Raw genomic sequence first — 17,502 nt, forward strand, 5'->3', positions numbered from 1 at the left:
CGCCGCGGCAACGGCGCCCGTGGAGGTCTCAGTCTTCTCTGGCAGGCGCCAGCACGGTGCGGTTGCCGTTGCTTTCCATCGAGGACACCAGGCCGGCGGCCTCCATCTGCTCGATCAGCCGGGCCGCACGGTTGTAGCCGATGCGCAGGTGGCGCTGGACGGAGGAAATCGACGCCTTGCGGGTTTTCACCACGATGGCGACGGCTTCGTCGTACAGCGGATCGGATTCGCCGTCCGATTCGCCGTCCAGGCCTCCGGAGCTGGCGTTGTCGTCGCCGTCGGCCTGTCCGGTGAGGATGCCTTCGACGTAGTTCGGCTCGCCGGTGGTTTTCAGGAATTCCACCACGTGGTGCACTTCCTCGTCGGAGACGAAGGCGCCATGGACGCGGTTGGGGTAGCCGGTGCCCGGCGGCAGATAAAGCATGTCGCCCTGGCCCAGCAGCGCCTCCGCGCCCATCTGGTCCAGGATGGTGCGGCTGTCTATCTTGCTGGACACCTGGAAGGCGATCCGGGTCGGGATATTGGCCTTGATCAGGCCGGTGATCACGTCCACCGACGGCCGCTGGGTGGCCAGGATCAGGTGGATGCCGGCGGCGCGGGCCTTCTGCGCCAGGCGGGCGATCAGCTCCTCGATCTTCTTGCCGGCCACCATCATCAGGTCGGCCAGCTCGTCTATCACCACCACCACCAGCGGCAGAGTGTCGAGCGGCTCCGGCGTTTCCGGCGTCAGGCTGAACGGATTGGGGATCTTCTCGCCGGCTTTGTCGGCGTCCTTGATCTTCTGGTTGAAGCCGGCCAGGTTGCGCACGCCGAGCTTGGACATCAGCTTGTAGCGGCGCTCCATCTCGCCCACGCACCAGTTCAGCGCGTTGGCGGCCTGCTTCATGTCGGTGACCACCGGGGCCAGCAGGTGCGGAATGCCTTCATACACCGACAGTTCCAGCATTTTCGGGTCCACCATGATCAGCCGCACTTCCTGCGGCGTCGCCTTGTACAGCAGCGACAGGATCATCGCGTTGATCGCCACCGATTTGCCGGAGCCGGTGGTGCCGGCCACCAGCACGTGCGGCATCTTGGCCAGGTCGGCCGACACCGGCTGGCCGGCGATGTCCTTGCCCAGCGCCATGGTCAGGCGCGAGGCCATGTTCTGGTAGCCGTCCGAGCCGATGATCTCGGTCAGCTTCACGATCTGGCGCTTGGGATTGGGCAGCTCCAGGCCCATGTAGGTTTTGCCCGGAATGGTTTCCACCACGCGGATGGAAACCAGCGACAGCGCGCGCGCCAGGTCCTTCATCAGGTTGACGATCTGGGCGCCCTTGACGCCGACCGCGGGTTCGATCTCGTAACGGGTGATCACCGGGCCGGGATAGGCGGCGATCACCTTGACGTCCACGCCGAAGTCGGCCAGCTTGCGCTCGATCAGCCTGGACGTGTATTCCACCGTTTCCTGCGACACCGTTTCCAGCAGCTCCTTGGGCGTGTCCAGCAGGCTCAGGCCAGGCAGGGCGGCGTCTTTGGGATCGGCGAACAGCGACTGCTGAACCGGCTTCTGCGCCTTGGCCGACACCGGCACTTCCAGCACCGGCGGCTCAATGCGCACCGGCGCGGTTTCCTCGATCTTCTTCTTGGCGACCGACACCTTTTCCTCGCGCTTCTGCGCGGTTTCCTTGCCGATCTCGCGGTCTTTCTTCGCCTGCCAGCTTTGCCACAGGCCAATCACGCCTTCCTCCAGCCACGTGCCGATGCGCTCCATCAGATTGAGCCAGGACAGGCCGGTGAACAGCGAGAAGCCGATGGCGGACAGCACGCCCAACAGCAGGTAGGAGCCGGACAGGCCCAGGCCGTGGGCGATGCCCTTGCCGATGAAGTGGCCGAACATGCCGCCGGCGTCCAGCGGCAGCTTCAAGGCCTTGCCGTCCAGCACGATGGCTTCGAAGCTGGAGCTGGATACCAGCAACAGCACGAAGCCGCCGACGGCGGCGGCGGTGATGGGGTTGAACTTGAAGCCCAGGCTTTCGATGCGGCGGTAGCCCCAGCCTATCGCCACCAGGCAGAACACCACCAGCCACCAGGTGGAAAAGCCGAACACGTACAGCAGCATGTCCGACAGCCAGGCCCCGAACGCGCCGCCGTAATTGCGGACGGTGGGGTCGGAGGAGCTGTGCGACCAAGAGGAGTCGAGCGGGGAGTAGCTGGCAAGCACCAGCACAAGGTAGACAGCCGCCACCGCCATCAGCAGCCACCATGCTTCGCGAAGCAGGGAGACCAGTTGAGGCGGCAGCGGCGTCTGGTTGTTCTTGACTACGGCTTTGCGCTTGAAAAATCGCATTTTTTTCATATTTGGCTATGACAGCTGATGATTATAGCCTGATGCGAAGCTTTTCACCTTACCGAGGATACAGCGCGCCCAGCACGCGGGGGCCCTGCGCGCCGGTGACGGAGGGCAGGTTGCCGGCTTGGCGATGGTCGAAACGCCAGCCCAGCCAAGCGAAGGCGATCGCCTCGATCAGATGAGCGGGCAGTCCCAGCGCTTCGATCGCGCCCACTTGCTGCCCAGGCAGCAGGCGGGCTATCTCGGCCATCAGCGCGCCGTTGCGGGCGCCGCCGCCGCAGGCGTAGACCGCCTGGTTGCCGGGGCAGTGCTCAAGGATGGAGTCGGCGATGCCGCGGGCGCTGAAGGCCAGCAAGGTGGCTTGCACATCTTGGGCAGAAGGCGCGGACGATAGCGCGGCCAGCTTTCCGGCCAGCCATTCGTCATCGAACAGGTCGCGCCCGGTGCTTTTGGGCGGCGGCTGCGTCAGATAAGGCTCGGCCAGCATCGCGGCCAGCAATGGCGCGTGGACCGCTCCGCCGGCGGCCCAGCGGCCGTCGTCGTCGAAGGGCTGGCCGGTGTGGCGCAGGCACCATGCATCCATCAGCATATTGCCGGGTCCGCAGTCGAAGCCTATCGCCTCTTGGCCGGCATGCAGCCGGGCGATGTTGCTGATGCCGCCGATATTGAGGATCACCCGTTTTTCGTCCGGGCTGGAGAAAGCGCTTTGCTGAAAAGCGGGCACCAGCGGCGCGCCATGGCCGCCGGCGGCGACGTCGCGGCTGCGGAAGTCGGCGATCACGTCGATGCCGGACAGTTCGGCCAGCTTGGCCATATTGCCGATCTGAACCGTGTAGCCGTCGTGCGGCGCGTGGCGCACGGTCTGGCCGTGGCAGGCGATGGCGCGGATGTCGTTTGGATGGCGGCCCGACTTTGCCAGCAATTCGCCCGCGGCCTGGGCGTAGATCTCGGCCAATCGGTTGGCCAGCGTTTCCGCGCGGTGCAACTCGTCGTGGCCGCGCGGCTGCAGCGCCAGCACTGCGGACTTCACCTCCGCGGGGTAGGGGACGACATGATCGGCCAGCGGCCGGGGCCGGCCGGCGTCGTCGAAGCGCACCATCACGGCGTCTACGCCGTCCAGGCTGGTGCCGGACATCATTCCAATGTATAGGTCAGTCATCAATCGATCTGGGCAACGTTGACCGGGATGTTCTGCAGCAGATCAAGCCGCGCGCTCAGCACCTGTTTCTTGGCGTCGAATTGCGCGAGCTGGGTCTTGCTCAGGCCCGGGGTGGGCAGGGCGTTGGTGGCCGGGTCCACTGGCTGGTCGTTGACCCGCACCTCGAAGTGCAGGTGGGCGCCGGTGGAGCGGCCCGTGCTTCCAACATAGCCTATCACATCGCCGGCCTTTACCTTGCCGCCGGCCTGGATGCCCTTGCCGAAGGCGCGCATATGGGCGTACAGCGTGGTCAGCTTGGCGTTGTGGCGTATCATCACCACGTTGCCGTAGCCGTTCTCGCGCGCCACTTTGACCAGCTCGCCGTCGGCCGGCGCCACGATGGGCGTGCCGGCGCTGGCGGCGTAGTCGATGCCGGAATGCATGCGCAGGGAACGCAGGATGGGATGCATGCGCAGGCCGAAACCCGAGCTGATGCGGGCGCTGGCCACCGGCTGGCGGCTGAAGCCCTTCTTGACCGGCTTGCCTTCGCTGTCGTAGTAGGCGCCGCTTTCGCTGTCATGGGCGAAATAGAACGCTTGGTGCAGCTTGCCGGCGCGTTCGATAGACACCGCCAGCAGGTTGCCGCTGGCGATGGAGCTGCCGGCGTAGACCATGGTTTCGTAGACCAGATTGATGCGGTCGCCCGGCTTCAGACTGGAGAGTTCGAACTGGTCGGAGAACACTTCGGACAACTGGTTGCGGATGTCGGCCGGCACGCGGGCGGCGGCCAGCTCGGCGGCGGCGCCTCGCTTCAGCGTGATCGAGCGCACGGTTTCCACGCTCTCGGCGGCCACCGGATCGGCGCTGGCCTGCCACTTGCCGTCGCGCTTCTCCAGCGCCACCAACAGTTGCTCGCCGTTGTCGTCATCCTGCAGGAAGCGCAGGCCGAACAGCTCGCCGGCGTCGTTGGTCTGCACCGTCAGCGTGGCGCCGACTTTCAGCTTGAGCAGATCCTTGGCCACCGGGCTGGTATACAGGAAGGCGCGGGCTTCGTTGTCGCGCACGCCCAGGCGGTTCAGCACCCGGGCCACGGTGTCGCCGCGCTTGACCGCTTCGTCGCGCCAGTAGCGGGTCTGGCTGTCGGCGAAATGGAATTCCGGCAGCGCCAGCCGTTCGATCACTTGTTGCTGCCTAACCTGCTCGGGCAGGGTTTCCTTGGCGCCGTTGGCCACGGCGAAGGCGGTGGCCGTGCCCAGCAGCGGCAGGCAGGCGGCGATGCCGAGCCAGCTCAGGTGGTGGTTGACCAGCCGGCTGGCGCACTTTTGCGGGATGTGTAGCAGTTTGCGATAATCCATCACTTTTCCGGGCAGGCGCCGCCTGCCTATGCAAAATATTGATCCGATTCCAGCGCATGCATGCGCCAAAATCATGTTTGGTAGGCGGCTCGCGCGATAGTTCCGGCAAAAGACGTCAGTGTGCCGCAGAATGATGCTCGAGCCAAATGACCAGCGGCCAAAATGGCCGCCATTCCCAACCCATCTGGCAAGAATATGAAATTAACCCTGTTGTTACCCGGCCTATGCTGGCTGGACGCCCATGACGGCGCGGAGGTAGGCAAGGGGCTGAGTGTGCCGGCGTTGCAACAATTGCTGGGCAAGGGCATGCTGCAGCGGCGCGAGCAGAGCCACGCCGAATGCCTGGGCCGGCTATGGGGCGCGGCGCCGGCCGGTTTGGCGCGGATAGCCGCCGCCGAAGCCGGCCTGGACGCCGAAAGTGGCGACTGGCTGTTCGCCGATCCGGTGCATTTGAGGGTGGATCGCGACCGGGCGCTGCTGGCCGATGTGGGTGTGATGCAGGTGAGCCAGGACGAAGCCGTCAAGCTGACGGATGCCTTGAGCCGACACTTCGGCGAAGACGGATTGAGCTTCCACCCTGCGACGCCGGGGCGCTGGCTGTTGCGATCCGACAAACCGCTGCGCGCGCGCTTCACGCCGCTGTGGGATGTGGTGGGAGAGGACATCAACCGCCATCTGCCGCAAGGCGACGATGGCCTGGCCTGGAGCCGGATGCTGAACGAGCTGCAGATGCTGCTGTATACCCAGCCGATCAATGACGAGCGCGAAATGCGAGGCGAGCTGGCCGTCAACAGCGTGTGGCTGTGGGGCGAGGGCGAACCCGGCGCGTGGAGCGCGCCCGCGGCCAGACTGCTGGCCGATGACGAGGCGCTGCGCTTGCTGGCGGAGCGCTCGGGCATGGGCATCGACGCCGCGCCGTTCGCCTTTGGCGGCCTGGAACCTGGCGATGATTGCCTGCTGGCGCTGGACGCGCTGCAGGCCGCCGCGCAGTATCGCGACGCTTGGGGCTGGCGCGAAACGCTGGAGAGGCTGGAAGGCGACTGGTTCGCGCCCATGCTGTCCGCGCTGCGCCAGCGCAAGCTGGAGCAACTGACGCTGATCGCCACCGGCCCGGCCGGTTTCGAGCTGACGCTCAAACCGTCCGATCTGTGGAAGTTCTGGAAACGCGCGCTGCCGCTGGCGGCGCTGTACTAGAAGAAGATATGTCGCAAATCGTCACTCGAGAAGTGCCCGCCGAACTGCAGCATAAGCTGCTTGGCCAAGGGCTGACCGCGCTGCAGGCGCGGCTGTACGCCGCCCGCGGCATCGCCGACAGCGAAGAGCTGGATTACGGCCTGAAAGGCCTGCTGCCGTATCAAAACCTGAAGAACGCCGAAGCGATGGCCTGCCGGCTGGCCGACGCCATCGCCGCCAAACAGCGCCTGCTGGTGGTGGCCGATTACGACGCCGACGGCGCGACCGCCTGCGCGGTGGCGGTGAAGGGCTTGTCGATGCTGGGCGCCACCATCGGCTTCATCGTGCCCAATCGCTTCGAATACGGCTATGGCCTGACGCCGGAGATCGTCGAGCTGGCGGCGCAGAAGCGGCCTGACATCATCGTCACTGTCGACAACGGCATCGCCAGCGTGGCCGGGGTGGATGCCGCCAGGGCTCGCGGCATCGAGGTGCTGGTGACCGACCACCACCTGCCGGGCGACACCTTGCCGGATGCCTTGATCGTCAACCCGAACCAGCCCGGCTGCGAATTTCCGTCCAAGAATCTGGCCGGCGTCGGCGTGATGTTCTACGTGCTGATGGCCTTGCGGGTGGAGATGCGCCGGCGCGGCGTGTTCGACGAGCAGACCCAGCCCAATCTGGGCGTGCTGCTGGACCTGGTGGCGCTGGGCACGGTGGCCGATGTGGTGCGGCTGGACCGCAACAACCGCACCCTGGTAGAGAACGGCTTGAAACGGATGCGGGCCGGGCGGATGGCGCCGGGCATCGCCGCCTTGTTCCGCGTCGCCGGCCGCGCCCATTACAAAGCCAATACCTTCGATCTTGGCTTTACGCTGGGCCCGCGGCTCAACGCGGCCGGCCGGCTGGACGACATGAGCCTGGGCATCGCCTGCCTGTTGGCCAGCAATGAAGAGCAGGCGGTGCGGCTGGCGCAGGAGCTGGACAAGCTCAACCGCGAGCGGCGCGGCATCGAAGCCGGCATGCAGGACGAGGCGCTGGCGGCATTGTCCGGCATCGACGCCGGCAACCGCTACACGCTGACCCTGTACCGCGACGACTGGCACCAGGGCGTAGTGGGGATTGTGGCTTCCCGGTTGAAAGAGCGCTTCCACCGCCCCGTCATCGTATTCGCGCCCGGCGACGAGGGCGAGATCAAGGGCTCCGGCCGCTCGATTCCCGGTTTCCACCTGCGCGACGCGCTGGACCTGGTCTACAAGCGCCACCCGGGCCTGATCCTGAAGTTTGGCGGCCACGCGATGGCGGCCGGCCTGAGCCTGGATGAAAGCCGCTTCGCGGAGTTTCAGCAGGCATTCGAGGCGGTGGCGCGCGAGCTGATGGATGAGAAGCAACTGACCCGGATGATAGAAACCGACGGCAGCCTGCCGGCGCGGGACGTCAATCTGCAGCTGGCCGAGACGCTGGCGGCCGAGGTATGGGGGCAGGGCTTCCCGGTGCCGTACTTCCACGACCAGTTCATGGTGGTCAACCAGAAACTGGTGGGCGACAAGCACCTGAAGCTGCGCCTGGCACGCGAAGGCTGCGAATTCGACGCGATGCTGTTCAACCACGCCGACTGGCTGCCGGACCGCATCCAGGCGGTGTACCAGTTGATCGCCAATGAATGGCAGGGGCGCAAGGAGCTGCAGGTCTATCTGCAGCATTGGGCGGCCGCTTGAACGGCAAGGACGGGATCGCGCCGGCCAAATTGCTGGTCCTGACCGGCGGGCCCGGCGCGGGCAAGACGTCATTGCTGGCGACGCTGCAAGCCATGGGCTAGCCGGCGCTGGATGAAGCCGGACGGGCCATCATCCAGGACCAGCAGCGGATAGGCGGGAACGCGCTGCCCTGGACCGACCCGCGCGCGTTCGCGGAGCTGATGCTGAGCTGGGACATGAGGAATGTCCGCCTGGCGGAGCGGGAGGCAGGGCCGGTGTTTCTGGATCGCGGCATCCCGGACGTCATCGGCTATTTCGAGTTGTCGGGGGTTCCGGTTCCCGCCCATCTGGAAAAGGCGGCCGGCGTGTTTCGTTACGACAAGATTTTTTTGCTGCGTCCCTGGCCGGAGATTTTCGCGCAGGACGGCGAGCGCCGGCAGAGCCTGGAAGAGGCCGAGCGCACCTGCGAGGCGATGGAGCGGGTCTACGCCCGCTTGGGATACCGGCTGGCGGAAGTGCCGCGCGGTTCGCTGGAACAGCGGGCGGCTTTTGTAATCAATCAGATGGGCAAGTAGCGCGGCTCGCGCGCATGGGGTGTTTCGATGGAAATGTTGGTGATCGGCCTGTTGCTGGGCCTGTTGGGCGGCGGCGCCGCGGCTTGGGCCGCGCGCGGAAGAAGCGCCAGGGAATTGGACGCGCTGCGGCAACAGACTGCTGGATTGCAGGCGCAGCTGGATGCGCTGCGGCCGCAGTTGGAAGACGCGAGAGGCCGTGAGCTGGAAGCGAGCAGGGCCTTGCAGGCGCAAAGCCAGCAATTGGCCGACAGCCAGACCCAACTGGGCGCTTATGTCGCCCGCGCCCAGCGCGTGCCGGAGCTGGAAGGGCAACTGCAGGAGCGCGGCCAACAGCTGGATGGATTGCAGCTGGAGTTGCGCCGGCTGTCGTCGCAACTGGCGGCCAGCGAGGAGCAGGGGCGCTTGCTGGACGCCTTGCAGCAACGCAGCCAGAAGCAAGGGGAGGACATCGTGCGCCTGAGCGCGCGCGAGCAGGAGCTGGCCACGCAGCTGGACAATGAGCGCCGCCAGAGCCAGGAAAAACTGGCCCTGCTGATGGAGGCGCGCCAGACGCTTTCCGACCAGTTCAAGGCGCTGGCCGGCGACATCCTCGAGGAAAAATCCAAGCGCTTCACCGAACAGAACCAGCAAAATCTGGGCACGCTGCTGAATCCGCTGCACGAGCGCATCCAGAATTTCGGCAAGCTGGTGCAGGACACCTACGACAAGGACAGCAAGGAGCGGCTGACGCTGGAGACCGAGCTCAAGCGACTGCAGGAGCTGAACACCCGCCTGGGCGACGACGCCGTCGCGCTGACCAATGCCCTGACCGGCGCCAGCAGCAAGGCGCAGGGCACCTGGGGCGAAATGGTGTTGGAAAAAGTGCTGGAAACCTCCGGCCTGACCAAGGACCGCGAGTACCGGGTGCAGGTGTCCGACACGCTGGAAACCGACGACGGCGGCAAGCGCTATCAGCCGGACGTGGTGATAGACCTGCCGGAAGGCAAGCAGCTGGTGGTGGATTCCAAGGTGTCGCTGAATGCCTATGTCCGCTACACGGCGGCGGAAGACGACGCCGCGCGCGAGGCCGAGCTGAAAGGCCATATCGCCGCCATCCGCGCCCACATCCGTTCGCTGTCGGAAAAGCGTTACCAGGATCTGTACAAGCTGAACACGCTGGATTTCGTGTTCATGTTCATCCCGGTGGAGCCGGCCTATCTGCTGGCGGTGCAACACGACATGAGCCTGTTCAACGAGGCTTTCGAACGCCGCATCATGATTGTCGGCCCCAGCACGCTGTTGGCCACGCTGCGCACCGTCGCCAGCATCTGGCGCTACGAATACCAGAACCAGAACGCGCAGGAGATCGCGCGGCAGGGCGGGGCGATGTACGACAAGTTCGCCGGCTTCGTCGCCAATATGGAGAAGCTGGGCAAGCAGCTGGATACCAGCCGCGACACTTTCTCCGACGCGATGAAGCAGTTGTCCAGTGGGCGCGGCAACCTGATGGCCAGCGCGGAGAAGCTGCGCAAGCTTGGCATACGCAACAACAAGCAGCTATCGGCCCAGTTGCGGCTGGAGAGCGGCGAGGACGCCGACGAAGAACCGGTCGAGGAGTGATCTCGGGCAGAGCGGCGGCATCGAAAATACATTATCATGCCGCCTTCTTGTTTTTCACGTTGAAGACGGTCATGGGCAAAATCCGGGTAGGCTTGCTTTTCGGCGGACAGTCGTCTGAGCACGAGGTTTCTCTGCAATCGGCCAGGAATATCCTGGAAGCGATAGACGGCGAGCATTACGAAGTGTCGCTGATAGGCGTGGACAAGCGGGGGCGTTGGCATGTCAACCATTCGTCCAATTACCTGTTGAATGCGGACGACCCAGCACGCATCGCGCTGCGGGAGACAGGTGAAAACCTGGCCGTGGTGCTGGGCGAGCAATCAGGCCAATTGCGCGCGGCTGCCGACGCATCGCCGCTGGCGAAGCTCGACGTAGCTTTCCCCATCGTCCACGGCTCGTTGGGGGAGGATGGCTGTTTCCAAGGCCTGCTCCGGATGGCCAATATCCCTTTCGTCGGCGCCGGTGTGCTGGGGTCGGCCATCTGCATGGACAAAGATGTGGCCAAGCGGCTGCTGCGGGACGCTGGACTGCAAGTGGCACCCTTTGTCACATTGACTCGCGCCAAGGCTGCGCAGGCTGATCTTGCTGCCATCGTCGAGCAATTGGGATTGCCGCTGTTCGTCAAGCCTGCCAACCAGGGTTCTTCCGTGGGCGTGAGCAAAGTGAAGCGCGCCGAGGATTTGCGAGCCGCATTGGATGAGGCGCTGCGCTACGACCACAAGGTTCTGGTGGAGCAGGCGGTGATCGGCAGGGAAATCGAATGCGCAGTGCTTGGCAACGAATATCCCCAGGCCAGCGGTTGCGGCGAGATCGTGCTCAACGATGAATTCTATGCCTACGACACCAAGTATCTGAACGAAAGCGGCGCTCGCGTGGCTGTGCCAGCCGACATTCCGGACGATGCGTGCCAGCGCATTCGCGACATTGCCATTCAGGCCTTCCAAGCGCTGGAGTGCAGCGGCATGGCGCGGGTGGATGTATTCCTGACGCCTGGTGGCGAGGTGGTGATCAATGAGTTGAACACGCTGCCGGGCTTCACCAACATCAGCATGTATCCCAAACTCTGGCAGGCTGCGGGCATGTCGTATCGCGACCTGATCACGGCGTTGATCGGCCTGGCTTTGGAGAAAGGCCGTCTGGACGATAGCCTGATCCGCAGCCATATGTGAGTCTAGGCAAGACGTTTCTCAGCTAGCGCCGTGTCGTTGCGGCGCTGCTGCTTGTCGGGGAGTGGGGGCTATTGATTTTGTGGATTGACAGTTTGCGGATCGACAGCGCGTGTGGCGATGATGGATATGCCGGTTGGGCTGTAGCTGGCAAACCGGGTGCTGGCTGCCTTCATATGGCTGACCATGTCTGAAAAGTTCGCGCTGTTCACACCATTTGCTGGGTCCATATAGCTGCCATCATTGCGGGACAGCACCCAGTGGAGTCCAACCGGCACGCCGACCACGCTGACTGCTAGCGCCTCAATTTTGACTTGCCCCTCTGCAGGTTGTGGGGCTTCGTTTTCTATCGGGCAATTCATTCCTTCCAGGCCTTTTCTCGCATCAGGGTATATCCAGCTAAGCGCGCTAGAAAAAAATCCAGCTTCTTCCACTACGCGCATCTCCAGACCAAGCAACCGGCCGGCTGTCACGATGCCGTCAGGCATGGAATAGCCTGCCGTTGCGAGATTGTTCGGGTCTGCTTTGCTGGTCATGGCGTAAATGTCGCCTTCGCATCGAGCACCTACCTCCAGCGTATCTATGTTGAACTTCTCGGATGTCGACCCTTTTAGTAATGGAATGCTGGTAACGCCAAGCTCCTTTGCCGTGCATAGCAAGGCGACAGCACCGCACGAGTTGGTATACATCTGCATTCTGGAAGTTTGACCGGGAACCGCGGTAGGTTGAGGAGCATTGTTCTGCTGAGGGGCGGCCGTCTGAGTCGCCGTGTTGGGGGTGACAAGCATAGTCTTTGGGCGTAGTTGATGTAATTAAGTGGAAGTCACAGGATTTCATAATGCTTTGCCTTGTGCTTGCAGAAAGCGATCATGAACGCAGACTGCGGGTCAAATCAAAAACAGCCGATGACCGCCCACGCGAAAATCCCATACAGGCCGCCAGCTACCATCAGAGCACGGCCATCCACCGCGCCGCGCCGAAAATTCAACCAGAGAAAAGCGACAGCCAGCGCCGTGATCGCGCCCGCGGCAAGCAAGGGGCCATCAAACAGCCAAGGGGTGAACATCAGCCCCAGCGCGCTGGGAATGGTGGCTTGAATCATCATCGCGCCGGAAATATTGGCCAGCGCCAGCCGCTCCTTCCCTTGGCGCACCCAGATCAATGCGTTCATGATTTCCGGCAGCTCGGTCGCAACCGGGCTGAGCAACAAGGCAGTCAGATGCGGGGACCAGCCCATGGCCAGGCCAATGGCTTCAAGCTGGCCGACAAAGGTATGGGAAGCCAGGCCGATGACGCTCAAAGCCAGCAGAGTCTGGAGACAGGGCCAGGCCAGCGAGGTTTCGCCGGCGGAAGGGCGGATTTTCAACGGCTCTAGGTCTTCCTCGTCCGCCGCGGTTTCCGCATCTCGTATTTCACGCCAGACATAGACGACGTAAGCAGCCAAAAACGCCAAGCCAAGCCAGGGCTTGATGGCAAAAGCAAACAAGCCCAATCCAACCTTCAGCGCGAACACGGCAAAGAAAACAGCCTGATCCCGGCTGAGCCCGGCATGGTCAGCCTGCGTTTGTCCGGAAGAGCGTCCCAATCGTTTTCGGTTCAAGAGAAGGGCTAGCCCGACAACGGCGTAGGCTAGGGTGGCCAGAACCAACGGCCCGCCCATTGCCGCGCCGACGCCAAGGCTTTTCTGTTCAGGCGTGTTGCCGAATGCCACGGCCATCAGCGTTACCGCGCATTCCGGCAGCGCGGTCCCGAATGCCGCAAGCACCGAGCCTATGGCGGTGGCGCCCAAATTCAAGCGGCAGCCAAGCCATTCGACGCCATTGACGAAATACTCGCAGGCGACATAGATCGCGCTGGCGGACAGAAAAAACAGAACAAGCGTGACAAGCATGAAAGCGATCCGGCCGGGCAAGCGAATACCGATGGCGCGCGATGCGGCTTGCCCGGCTGGCAAACGCATCGCGGCCAAAGGTCTTGCCTGGCTTGCCTTGCTGAAAACAGCACAAAGGCAAACTGCCCACACCATGAGACATGCGATCTCAAGCTTGTTGACGCGGGCTTTCCGGACCGGCCGGAAATGGCTACTCCCCAATGACTGAGAGGGAGATGCTACCAGCTTTCATCAAGTAATCCTTGATGTGATTGTTCGTGGATTGTTACATGATTTTGGCGATTTTGCCTCTGCTTTTGATTGGCATGCGTTGGGGGTAGCGGATCAGCATGGCGCTTTCTTTTCGGCGCCACCGTTTTTTCATCCGGGGCGGCAGACGCTCTTGCGGCTGGAGGCTATTGTCACCAAGACACCACAGCGACAAAGCTGAATTCTCATTGTCATATTGCATGCAGATTGTGCGAGCGGCATTTGCGAAAAATGAGAATGGAGTGGGTTTGCAAGGGGTTTCTGGCCATGTTCGCGCTCAGATTTCCATCCAATACAAATCAGTGCATTTACATAGTTAGTTTTTTTACCTTTTTTTTGCAAATGATCATGCAATTATTTTCCAGTCGGATAATTGATCAATTTCTCATCAAGACCCATTGCTGGTTTGTTCATATATTCCAGCTAGGCGTGAATGACTGCCCGGCTGGTTTGGGTGTTGTTCATCGTTTCCATGAGTTATCGCGCTTATCCTGGGCGTGAATCTGGTTGAGCGCAGCCTGGAGTGCGGGCTGCGTGATGTGGCATTGAGTTGAGTGGTTCGACTAACACGAAATGGAATAGTTAGTATTTCTATTTCGCTTGCAATCTGATTTGCAGTCGATGTGTGCAACGACGCCTCAATATGGAAGACCAGCATGTTCTACGACTTCTATTTTCCGCTTGTTTCCGCGCTGTCCTCCCCATCCTTGCCGGAAGGCATGTGGGTCAAATTACGCAATGCCAGATTTCTTTCGGCCTCCATGGACTTGGTGCGCCACGTCCAGGATGGCGAGGGTGGGCAGGATGCCTCGTACTGGCTGCAACTGCACGCGGACCTGCAATTGGCTATGGGTTTGGAGTGCGATGCCGAAGAATCGTACCGGCAAGCCTGCCGGGCGATGCGAGCCTCAAAAGAGGAGATGCGGGCACTTTCCTCCCGCAATATGGGATGGCAGCAATTGTTTCGCCGCCGTTTCAGCACGGCTATCGGGTGCTTCACTCGGTTGGTCAACGAGCCGGACATCGATCCCCGCCGCAGGGTCGAGGGGATGTTCGGCATCATGAGCATCTTGTTCGAGCTGGGGCATCTGAACGATGCCGAGGATATGTTGAACGATATCGCCGCCAAGGCGGAGGAACTGCCGGCTTCCGATGAGGAGCGTTCGAACTGGCACGGCCTGATTCGGGCGATGTACGCGGACTTGGCGGTGCAGCGCATGCTGCGCCATGCCCCCCAGCTATCCGATCACATCTATTGGCATTCCGGAAGGCTGAACGATTTCATGGCCTTGCGTGACGCGCCGGAGGGCATTCCGCAGTGCGCGCGCGGCAGCAACGATATCGAGTTGCCGGTGCTGAGGGCGCGGCTGGACTTCAAGGAATCATTGAATCGCTTGGCCAATGGCAACAAAGAGGAGCGAGACAGGTTGCTGGCGCATCTAGATTGGGCTGACTCAAATAGTCTTAAAGCGTACCAGAATTCCCTGCGGCAGGAAATCGCGCTGGCCAGCTTGGTTGGCGATTACCCGCAGTTGGCGGAAATGGTGTTGCGGCCATTGAACGCCGACGCGCGCGCCGGAAGCGGCCATCGCCAACTGGAAACCTTGTACTGTCTGTCCAAGGTCAATCAGGCCCAAGGCTATACCGATCGCGCACGCCAGTTGTACAGCAAGTATGCGATGGCCGCGGCGCATTGCATTCGGGAGGGGGCGGGAGTGGTGGCGCAGAACGGTCCCAAGAACCATGGCCAGGGGGTCAGCAATGACATTACGGCGAGGCTGCCGGCCAAATATCGCCGCGCTTACCAATACCTGCTGGACAATTTGGAGCGCAGTGACCTTTCCATACGCGAGATCGCCGTGGAAATCGGCGTCACGGTTCGCGCTCTGCAAAATACTTTCCGCAGCAATCTGGGCTCCACGCCATCTGAAATCATTCGCCAGGAGCGGATGGTCAGAATACGGCGGGAGCTGCAAAGCGATGATTCAAAGGTGGGGCAGAAGGTGAGGGAGGTGGGCAACAAGTGGGGCGTGCCGAATCGATCCACCCTGCTGAATGCGTACAAACGGCAATTCAATGAAGCGCCATCCCAAACATTGAATCGGAAGTGAAGCTATTTTTTGGAGAGCGTTTATGTAACATGCTGAGTCTGAATTGACAAGTCGATACTGACCTAAATGACAGGTTATTTTTTGGGGTTGTTGTTTCGGTGATGGCTGTCCTTTCGAAAATGACATCGATATTTGGCATTTTGGATAATGCATGAAAAAACTCTTGCCATTAGTAATTATGCGACTTTATATTATGCCGACCAGTTCTTTTCATATGCCGTTCCAGATTGGATAGCCTTGGCATTTGAGCTGGGTCAAATGAAACGTTCTTTCCATACCATCAAATTGCCTGGCTTGGCCGCCGGCCTTCCATTTTCAGGGCCGGCGGCGACATCGCTTTTTCTTTATTCCTCGATTTTCTTTTGAGAGGGAATTGTCGCTTGAATGGCGATGGCTGGGTTCGCATTGCGCCGAAATAGATCAAGCGTTTGAATGAGGCTGCGAAGGACTGGCGGTGCCGATGGTGTCTCAGCAATAGAATTGCATTCGCAAAGAGGGTTGAAAGAATATGTCTCAAAAGCAAGACCACCTTGCGAGCCAGCAATTTATCTTTGGCGACTTTGTATTGCAAGCGGACGGCGTGTTGCTGCATCGTAATCTGCAAGTCGATATCCCACCGAAGGAACTGGCGGTTCTTACTGCGTTGCTGCAGGCCTCGGGCGCGCTGATAAGCAAGAACGAACTGCTGGAGAAAGTCTGGCTGGATGGGGATGTCGCGCAGGAGTCCTTATGCCGCTGCATCTACGCTTTGCGGCGTATTCTTTGCGAGAACAAAACCAACCGCTACATCGAAACCGTCTACGGCAAGGGTTACCGATTCTGCCGGCATGTGGCTTTCGTCTCCGCGCCGCCTCAGCAGGCTAGGCGCTACACCCTCGCTATCTTGCCTTTTCGCTCCGATGCGCCGCTGGAGGCAGAGGTCCTTCATACCGAGCTGGTGCAGCATCTTTCAGGCTATGCGCCGTCCCATCTTTCGGTCCTGCCGGCAAGCCTGACCCGGGACTGCCAGGACATGGACAAGATCATGTCCATGGTTGATCGATTGGCCCCCGATTACTATCTCGCCGGCCAGATCCATCGGCATGACGAAAGCTGTCGTTTGAACCTGGAGCTGGTACGGACCGAAGGACACCGGGTGCTGTTGCATGACAATGTGCAGTTGCCGCAGGACCTGCCTGCCGCCGCGCTCCGCGCCCACTTGGGGCGACTGGTGGTGCAATGCGTTCCGGCGCTGCAGGGCACGCCGGGCGAGGTGGCCGAATTCCGGTCGATGGAAGCCGCGATCGCCTATTTGAACGGCCGGAACGATCTTCAGCAATACACGCCGGCCAGCCTGAAAAGAGCATTGGCCCTGTTTTGCCAACAGGTCAGCGCCAGTTCGCGTGAAATCCAACCTTATTGCTGTCTGGCCGAGTGCTACCTGTCCATGGCCCAACTGGGCCTGTTCGATCAGGAGCAGGCGATCGAGCGGGCCTGGCAGCTGGTCAGCAAGGCGGTTGAGCTTAAGGCCGATCATCCTCAGGCGCTCAGCCTGCTGGCGAGAATCAGCAGCTTGCGCGGCCAGTCGGTCATCGCGGAGACGCTGTTCCGGCAGGCAAGGCTGCTGGCGCCGGATTCGATCGATATCTATTACCACTATGCCTGGCACCTGTTTCTGTGCGGCAAGCTGGAACAGGCCCAGCATGAGTTGGACTGCTGTCTGGGGCGAGATCCGTCGCGCATCGCCGCCAGCATTCTCAAGGTGTGGATCTCCTACTGCCAACACGATTTGGAAGAGGCCATCGCATTGGGAATGCGGCAGTTGAATCAGCATGGCCAGGACCATCCGGTGCTGCAAAGCAATCTTGGCCTTTTGCTGGCGGTGAAGGGCGACCTCGCCGCCGCGGCGGAACTGGCTCGCCGCGTCCGAGATTCCGGCAACGAGGTGGGCATGCTCGCCGCGCATAATCTGTATATCCGCAGCAGAGTGGAGGGGCCGTCGGCCATTCCCGCCATTCGTAGCTACCTGCGCGGCATCGACAGCCGGCATGTGCGTACCAGCCTGTTGCCGCTGGTTCTGGAAATCGATGGCGTGGAAGCGGCTCAGCTCTATTGGCAGACGCTGGAGAAGGAGGATTATGTGTGGCTCAGGGTTTGGCGTTTCGACCCGCGTTTGCAGCCGCTGTTTTCCGGCCGCAACATGGCGGTGTAGTTTCCGCGATTCATTCCGGCGGCAG

14 protein-coding genes and 1 riboswitch are annotated in these 17,502 nt (G+C 61.7%); of the genes, 8 read left to right on the forward strand and 6 right to left on the reverse strand.

All coding sequences use genetic code 11. The features are described 5' to 3' along the window. Positions 1-28: 28 nt before the first annotated feature. The 3 genes from VL52_RS09685 to VL52_RS09695 are packed head-to-tail and all read right to left on the reverse strand — an operon-like array spanning position 29 to position 4,825. Positions 29-2,329: a DNA translocase FtsK gene (locus VL52_RS09685; RefSeq protein WP_046156842.1), complete on the reverse strand. Its 2,301-nt coding sequence runs from the start codon at positions 2,327-2,329 to the stop codon at positions 29-31. A 58-nt stretch (positions 2,330-2,387) separates the two neighbouring features. Continuing rightward, entirely contained in the window at positions 2,388-3,491 is a 1,104-nt protein-coding gene (locus VL52_RS09690) for an anhydro-N-acetylmuramic acid kinase (protein ID WP_046156843.1), read from the reverse strand. Continuing rightward, positions 3,491-4,825 (reverse strand): M23 family metallopeptidase, encoded by a 1,335-nt coding sequence (locus tag VL52_RS09695; protein WP_046156844.1) that lies wholly within the window; start codon positions 4,823-4,825, stop codon positions 3,491-3,493. Before VL52_RS09695 ends, VL52_RS09690 begins: the two co-directional genes overlap by 1 nt. A gap of 195 nt (positions 4,826-5,020) precedes the next feature. Between VL52_RS09695 and VL52_RS09700 the strand changes: the two genes are divergently transcribed. The 5 genes from VL52_RS09700 (at position 5,021) to ddlA (ending at position 11,038) form a co-directional block, all read left to right on the forward strand. Further along, positions 5,021-6,019: a hypothetical protein gene (locus tag VL52_RS09700; protein WP_046156845.1), complete on the forward strand. Its 999-nt coding sequence runs from the start codon at positions 5,021-5,023 to the stop codon at positions 6,017-6,019. An 8-nt stretch (positions 6,020-6,027) separates the two neighbouring features. Then, complete coding sequence (recJ, locus tag VL52_RS09705; protein ID WP_046156846.1) at positions 6,028-7,716, forward strand: single-stranded-DNA-specific exonuclease RecJ; 1,689 nt, start codon at positions 6,028-6,030, stop codon at positions 7,714-7,716. 107 nt (positions 7,717-7,823) lie between these two features. Further along, a complete protein-coding gene (locus VL52_RS09710; RefSeq protein ID WP_144410207.1) occupies positions 7,824-8,270 on the forward strand; it encodes an AAA family ATPase in 447 nt (148 codons plus the stop codon). A 27-nt stretch (positions 8,271-8,297) separates the two neighbouring features. Beyond that, a complete protein-coding gene (locus VL52_RS09715; RefSeq protein WP_046156847.1) occupies positions 8,298-9,869 on the forward strand; it encodes a DNA recombination protein RmuC in 1,572 nt (523 codons plus the stop codon). A 71-nt stretch (positions 9,870-9,940) separates the two neighbouring features. Next, positions 9,941-11,038, forward strand: coding sequence for a D-alanine--D-alanine ligase (gene ddlA, locus VL52_RS09720; protein WP_046156848.1), 1,098 nt, complete (start codon positions 9,941-9,943; stop codon positions 11,036-11,038). A 68-nt stretch (positions 11,039-11,106) separates the two neighbouring features. Here the strand turns inward: ddlA and VL52_RS23250 are convergent, their stop codons facing one another. Beyond that, on the reverse strand, positions 11,107-11,724 hold the full coding sequence (locus tag VL52_RS23250) for a T3SS effector IpaJ family cysteine protease (protein WP_144410208.1): 618 nt from the start codon (positions 11,722-11,724) through the stop codon (positions 11,107-11,109). A gap of 203 nt (positions 11,725-11,927) precedes the next feature. Continuing rightward, positions 11,928-12,995 (reverse strand): sodium:calcium antiporter, encoded by a 1,068-nt coding sequence (locus tag VL52_RS09730; protein WP_268753695.1) that lies wholly within the window; start codon positions 12,993-12,995, stop codon positions 11,928-11,930. After that, positions 12,972-13,137, reverse strand: a riboswitch (yybP-ykoY riboswitch). Its footprint overlaps the gene before it by 24 nt. Before the next feature lie 694 nt (positions 13,138-13,831). Here VL52_RS09730 and VL52_RS09735 point away from each other — a divergent pair. Further along, the gene (locus VL52_RS09735; RefSeq protein ID WP_046156849.1) at positions 13,832-15,286 is read left to right on the forward strand and encodes a helix-turn-helix transcriptional regulator; all 1,455 of its coding nucleotides are present in this window, start codon (positions 13,832-13,834) and stop codon (positions 15,284-15,286) included. 147 nt (positions 15,287-15,433) lie between these two features. Then, positions 15,434-15,652, forward strand: a complete 219-nt coding sequence (locus VL52_RS24490) for a hypothetical protein (RefSeq protein WP_144410209.1) — start codon at positions 15,434-15,436, stop codon at positions 15,650-15,652. Here VL52_RS24490 and VL52_RS25160 read toward each other — a convergent pair. Continuing rightward, a complete protein-coding gene (locus tag VL52_RS25160; RefSeq protein WP_162486083.1) occupies positions 15,567-15,878 on the reverse strand; it encodes a hypothetical protein in 312 nt (103 codons plus the stop codon). The two genes, VL52_RS24490 and VL52_RS25160, sit on opposite strands and share 86 nt — an antisense overlap. On the opposite strand from VL52_RS25160, the gene VL52_RS09740 reads away from it, so the two are divergent. Next, positions 15,795-17,477, forward strand: coding sequence for a HilA/EilA family virulence transcriptional regulator (locus VL52_RS09740; RefSeq protein WP_046156850.1), 1,683 nt, complete (start codon positions 15,795-15,797; stop codon positions 17,475-17,477). The genes VL52_RS25160 and VL52_RS09740 overlap by 84 nt on opposite strands. Positions 17,478-17,502: the final 25 nt, after the last annotated feature.

The organism is Chromobacterium vaccinii (assembly GCF_000971335.1).
GTDB classification, from domain to species: domain Bacteria; phylum Pseudomonadota; class Gammaproteobacteria; order Burkholderiales; family Chromobacteriaceae; genus Chromobacterium; species Chromobacterium vaccinii.

Excerpts from the sequence above, each read along its gene's own strand:
- VL52_RS09685 (WP_046156842.1), bottom strand. The coding sequence starts at position 2,329 with ATGCGATTTTTCAAGCGCAAAGCCGTAGTCAAGAACAACCAGACGCCG.
- VL52_RS09690 (WP_046156843.1), bottom strand. The coding sequence starts at position 3,491 with ATGACTGACCTATACATTGGAATGATGTCCGGCACCAGCCTGGACGGC.
- VL52_RS09695 (WP_046156844.1), bottom strand. The coding sequence starts at position 4,825 with ATGGATTATCGCAAACTGCTACACATCCCGCAAAAGTGCGCCAGCCGG.
- VL52_RS09700 (WP_046156845.1), top strand. The coding sequence starts at position 5,021 with ATGAAATTAACCCTGTTGTTACCCGGCCTATGCTGGCTGGACGCCCAT.
- recJ (WP_046156846.1), top strand. The coding sequence starts at position 6,028 with ATGTCGCAAATCGTCACTCGAGAAGTGCCCGCCGAACTGCAGCATAAG.
- VL52_RS09715 (WP_046156847.1), top strand. The coding sequence starts at position 8,298 with ATGGAAATGTTGGTGATCGGCCTGTTGCTGGGCCTGTTGGGCGGCGGC.
- ddlA (WP_046156848.1), top strand. The coding sequence starts at position 9,941 with ATGGGCAAAATCCGGGTAGGCTTGCTTTTCGGCGGACAGTCGTCTGAG.
- VL52_RS23250 (WP_144410208.1), bottom strand. The coding sequence starts at position 11,724 with ATGTATACCAACTCGTGCGGTGCTGTCGCCTTGCTATGCACGGCAAAG.
- VL52_RS09730 (WP_268753695.1), bottom strand. The coding sequence starts at position 12,995 with ATGCGTTTGCCAGCCGGGCAAGCCGCATCGCGCGCCATCGGTATTCGC.
- VL52_RS09735 (WP_046156849.1), top strand. The coding sequence starts at position 13,832 with ATGTTCTACGACTTCTATTTTCCGCTTGTTTCCGCGCTGTCCTCCCCA.
- VL52_RS24490 (WP_144410209.1), top strand. The coding sequence starts at position 15,434 with ATGCATGAAAAAACTCTTGCCATTAGTAATTATGCGACTTTATATTAT.
- VL52_RS09740 (WP_046156850.1), top strand. The coding sequence starts at position 15,795 with ATGTCTCAAAAGCAAGACCACCTTGCGAGCCAGCAATTTATCTTTGGC.
- VL52_RS25160 (WP_162486083.1), bottom strand. The coding sequence starts at position 15,878 with ATGCAGCAACACGCCGTCCGCTTGCAATACAAAGTCGCCAAAGATAAA.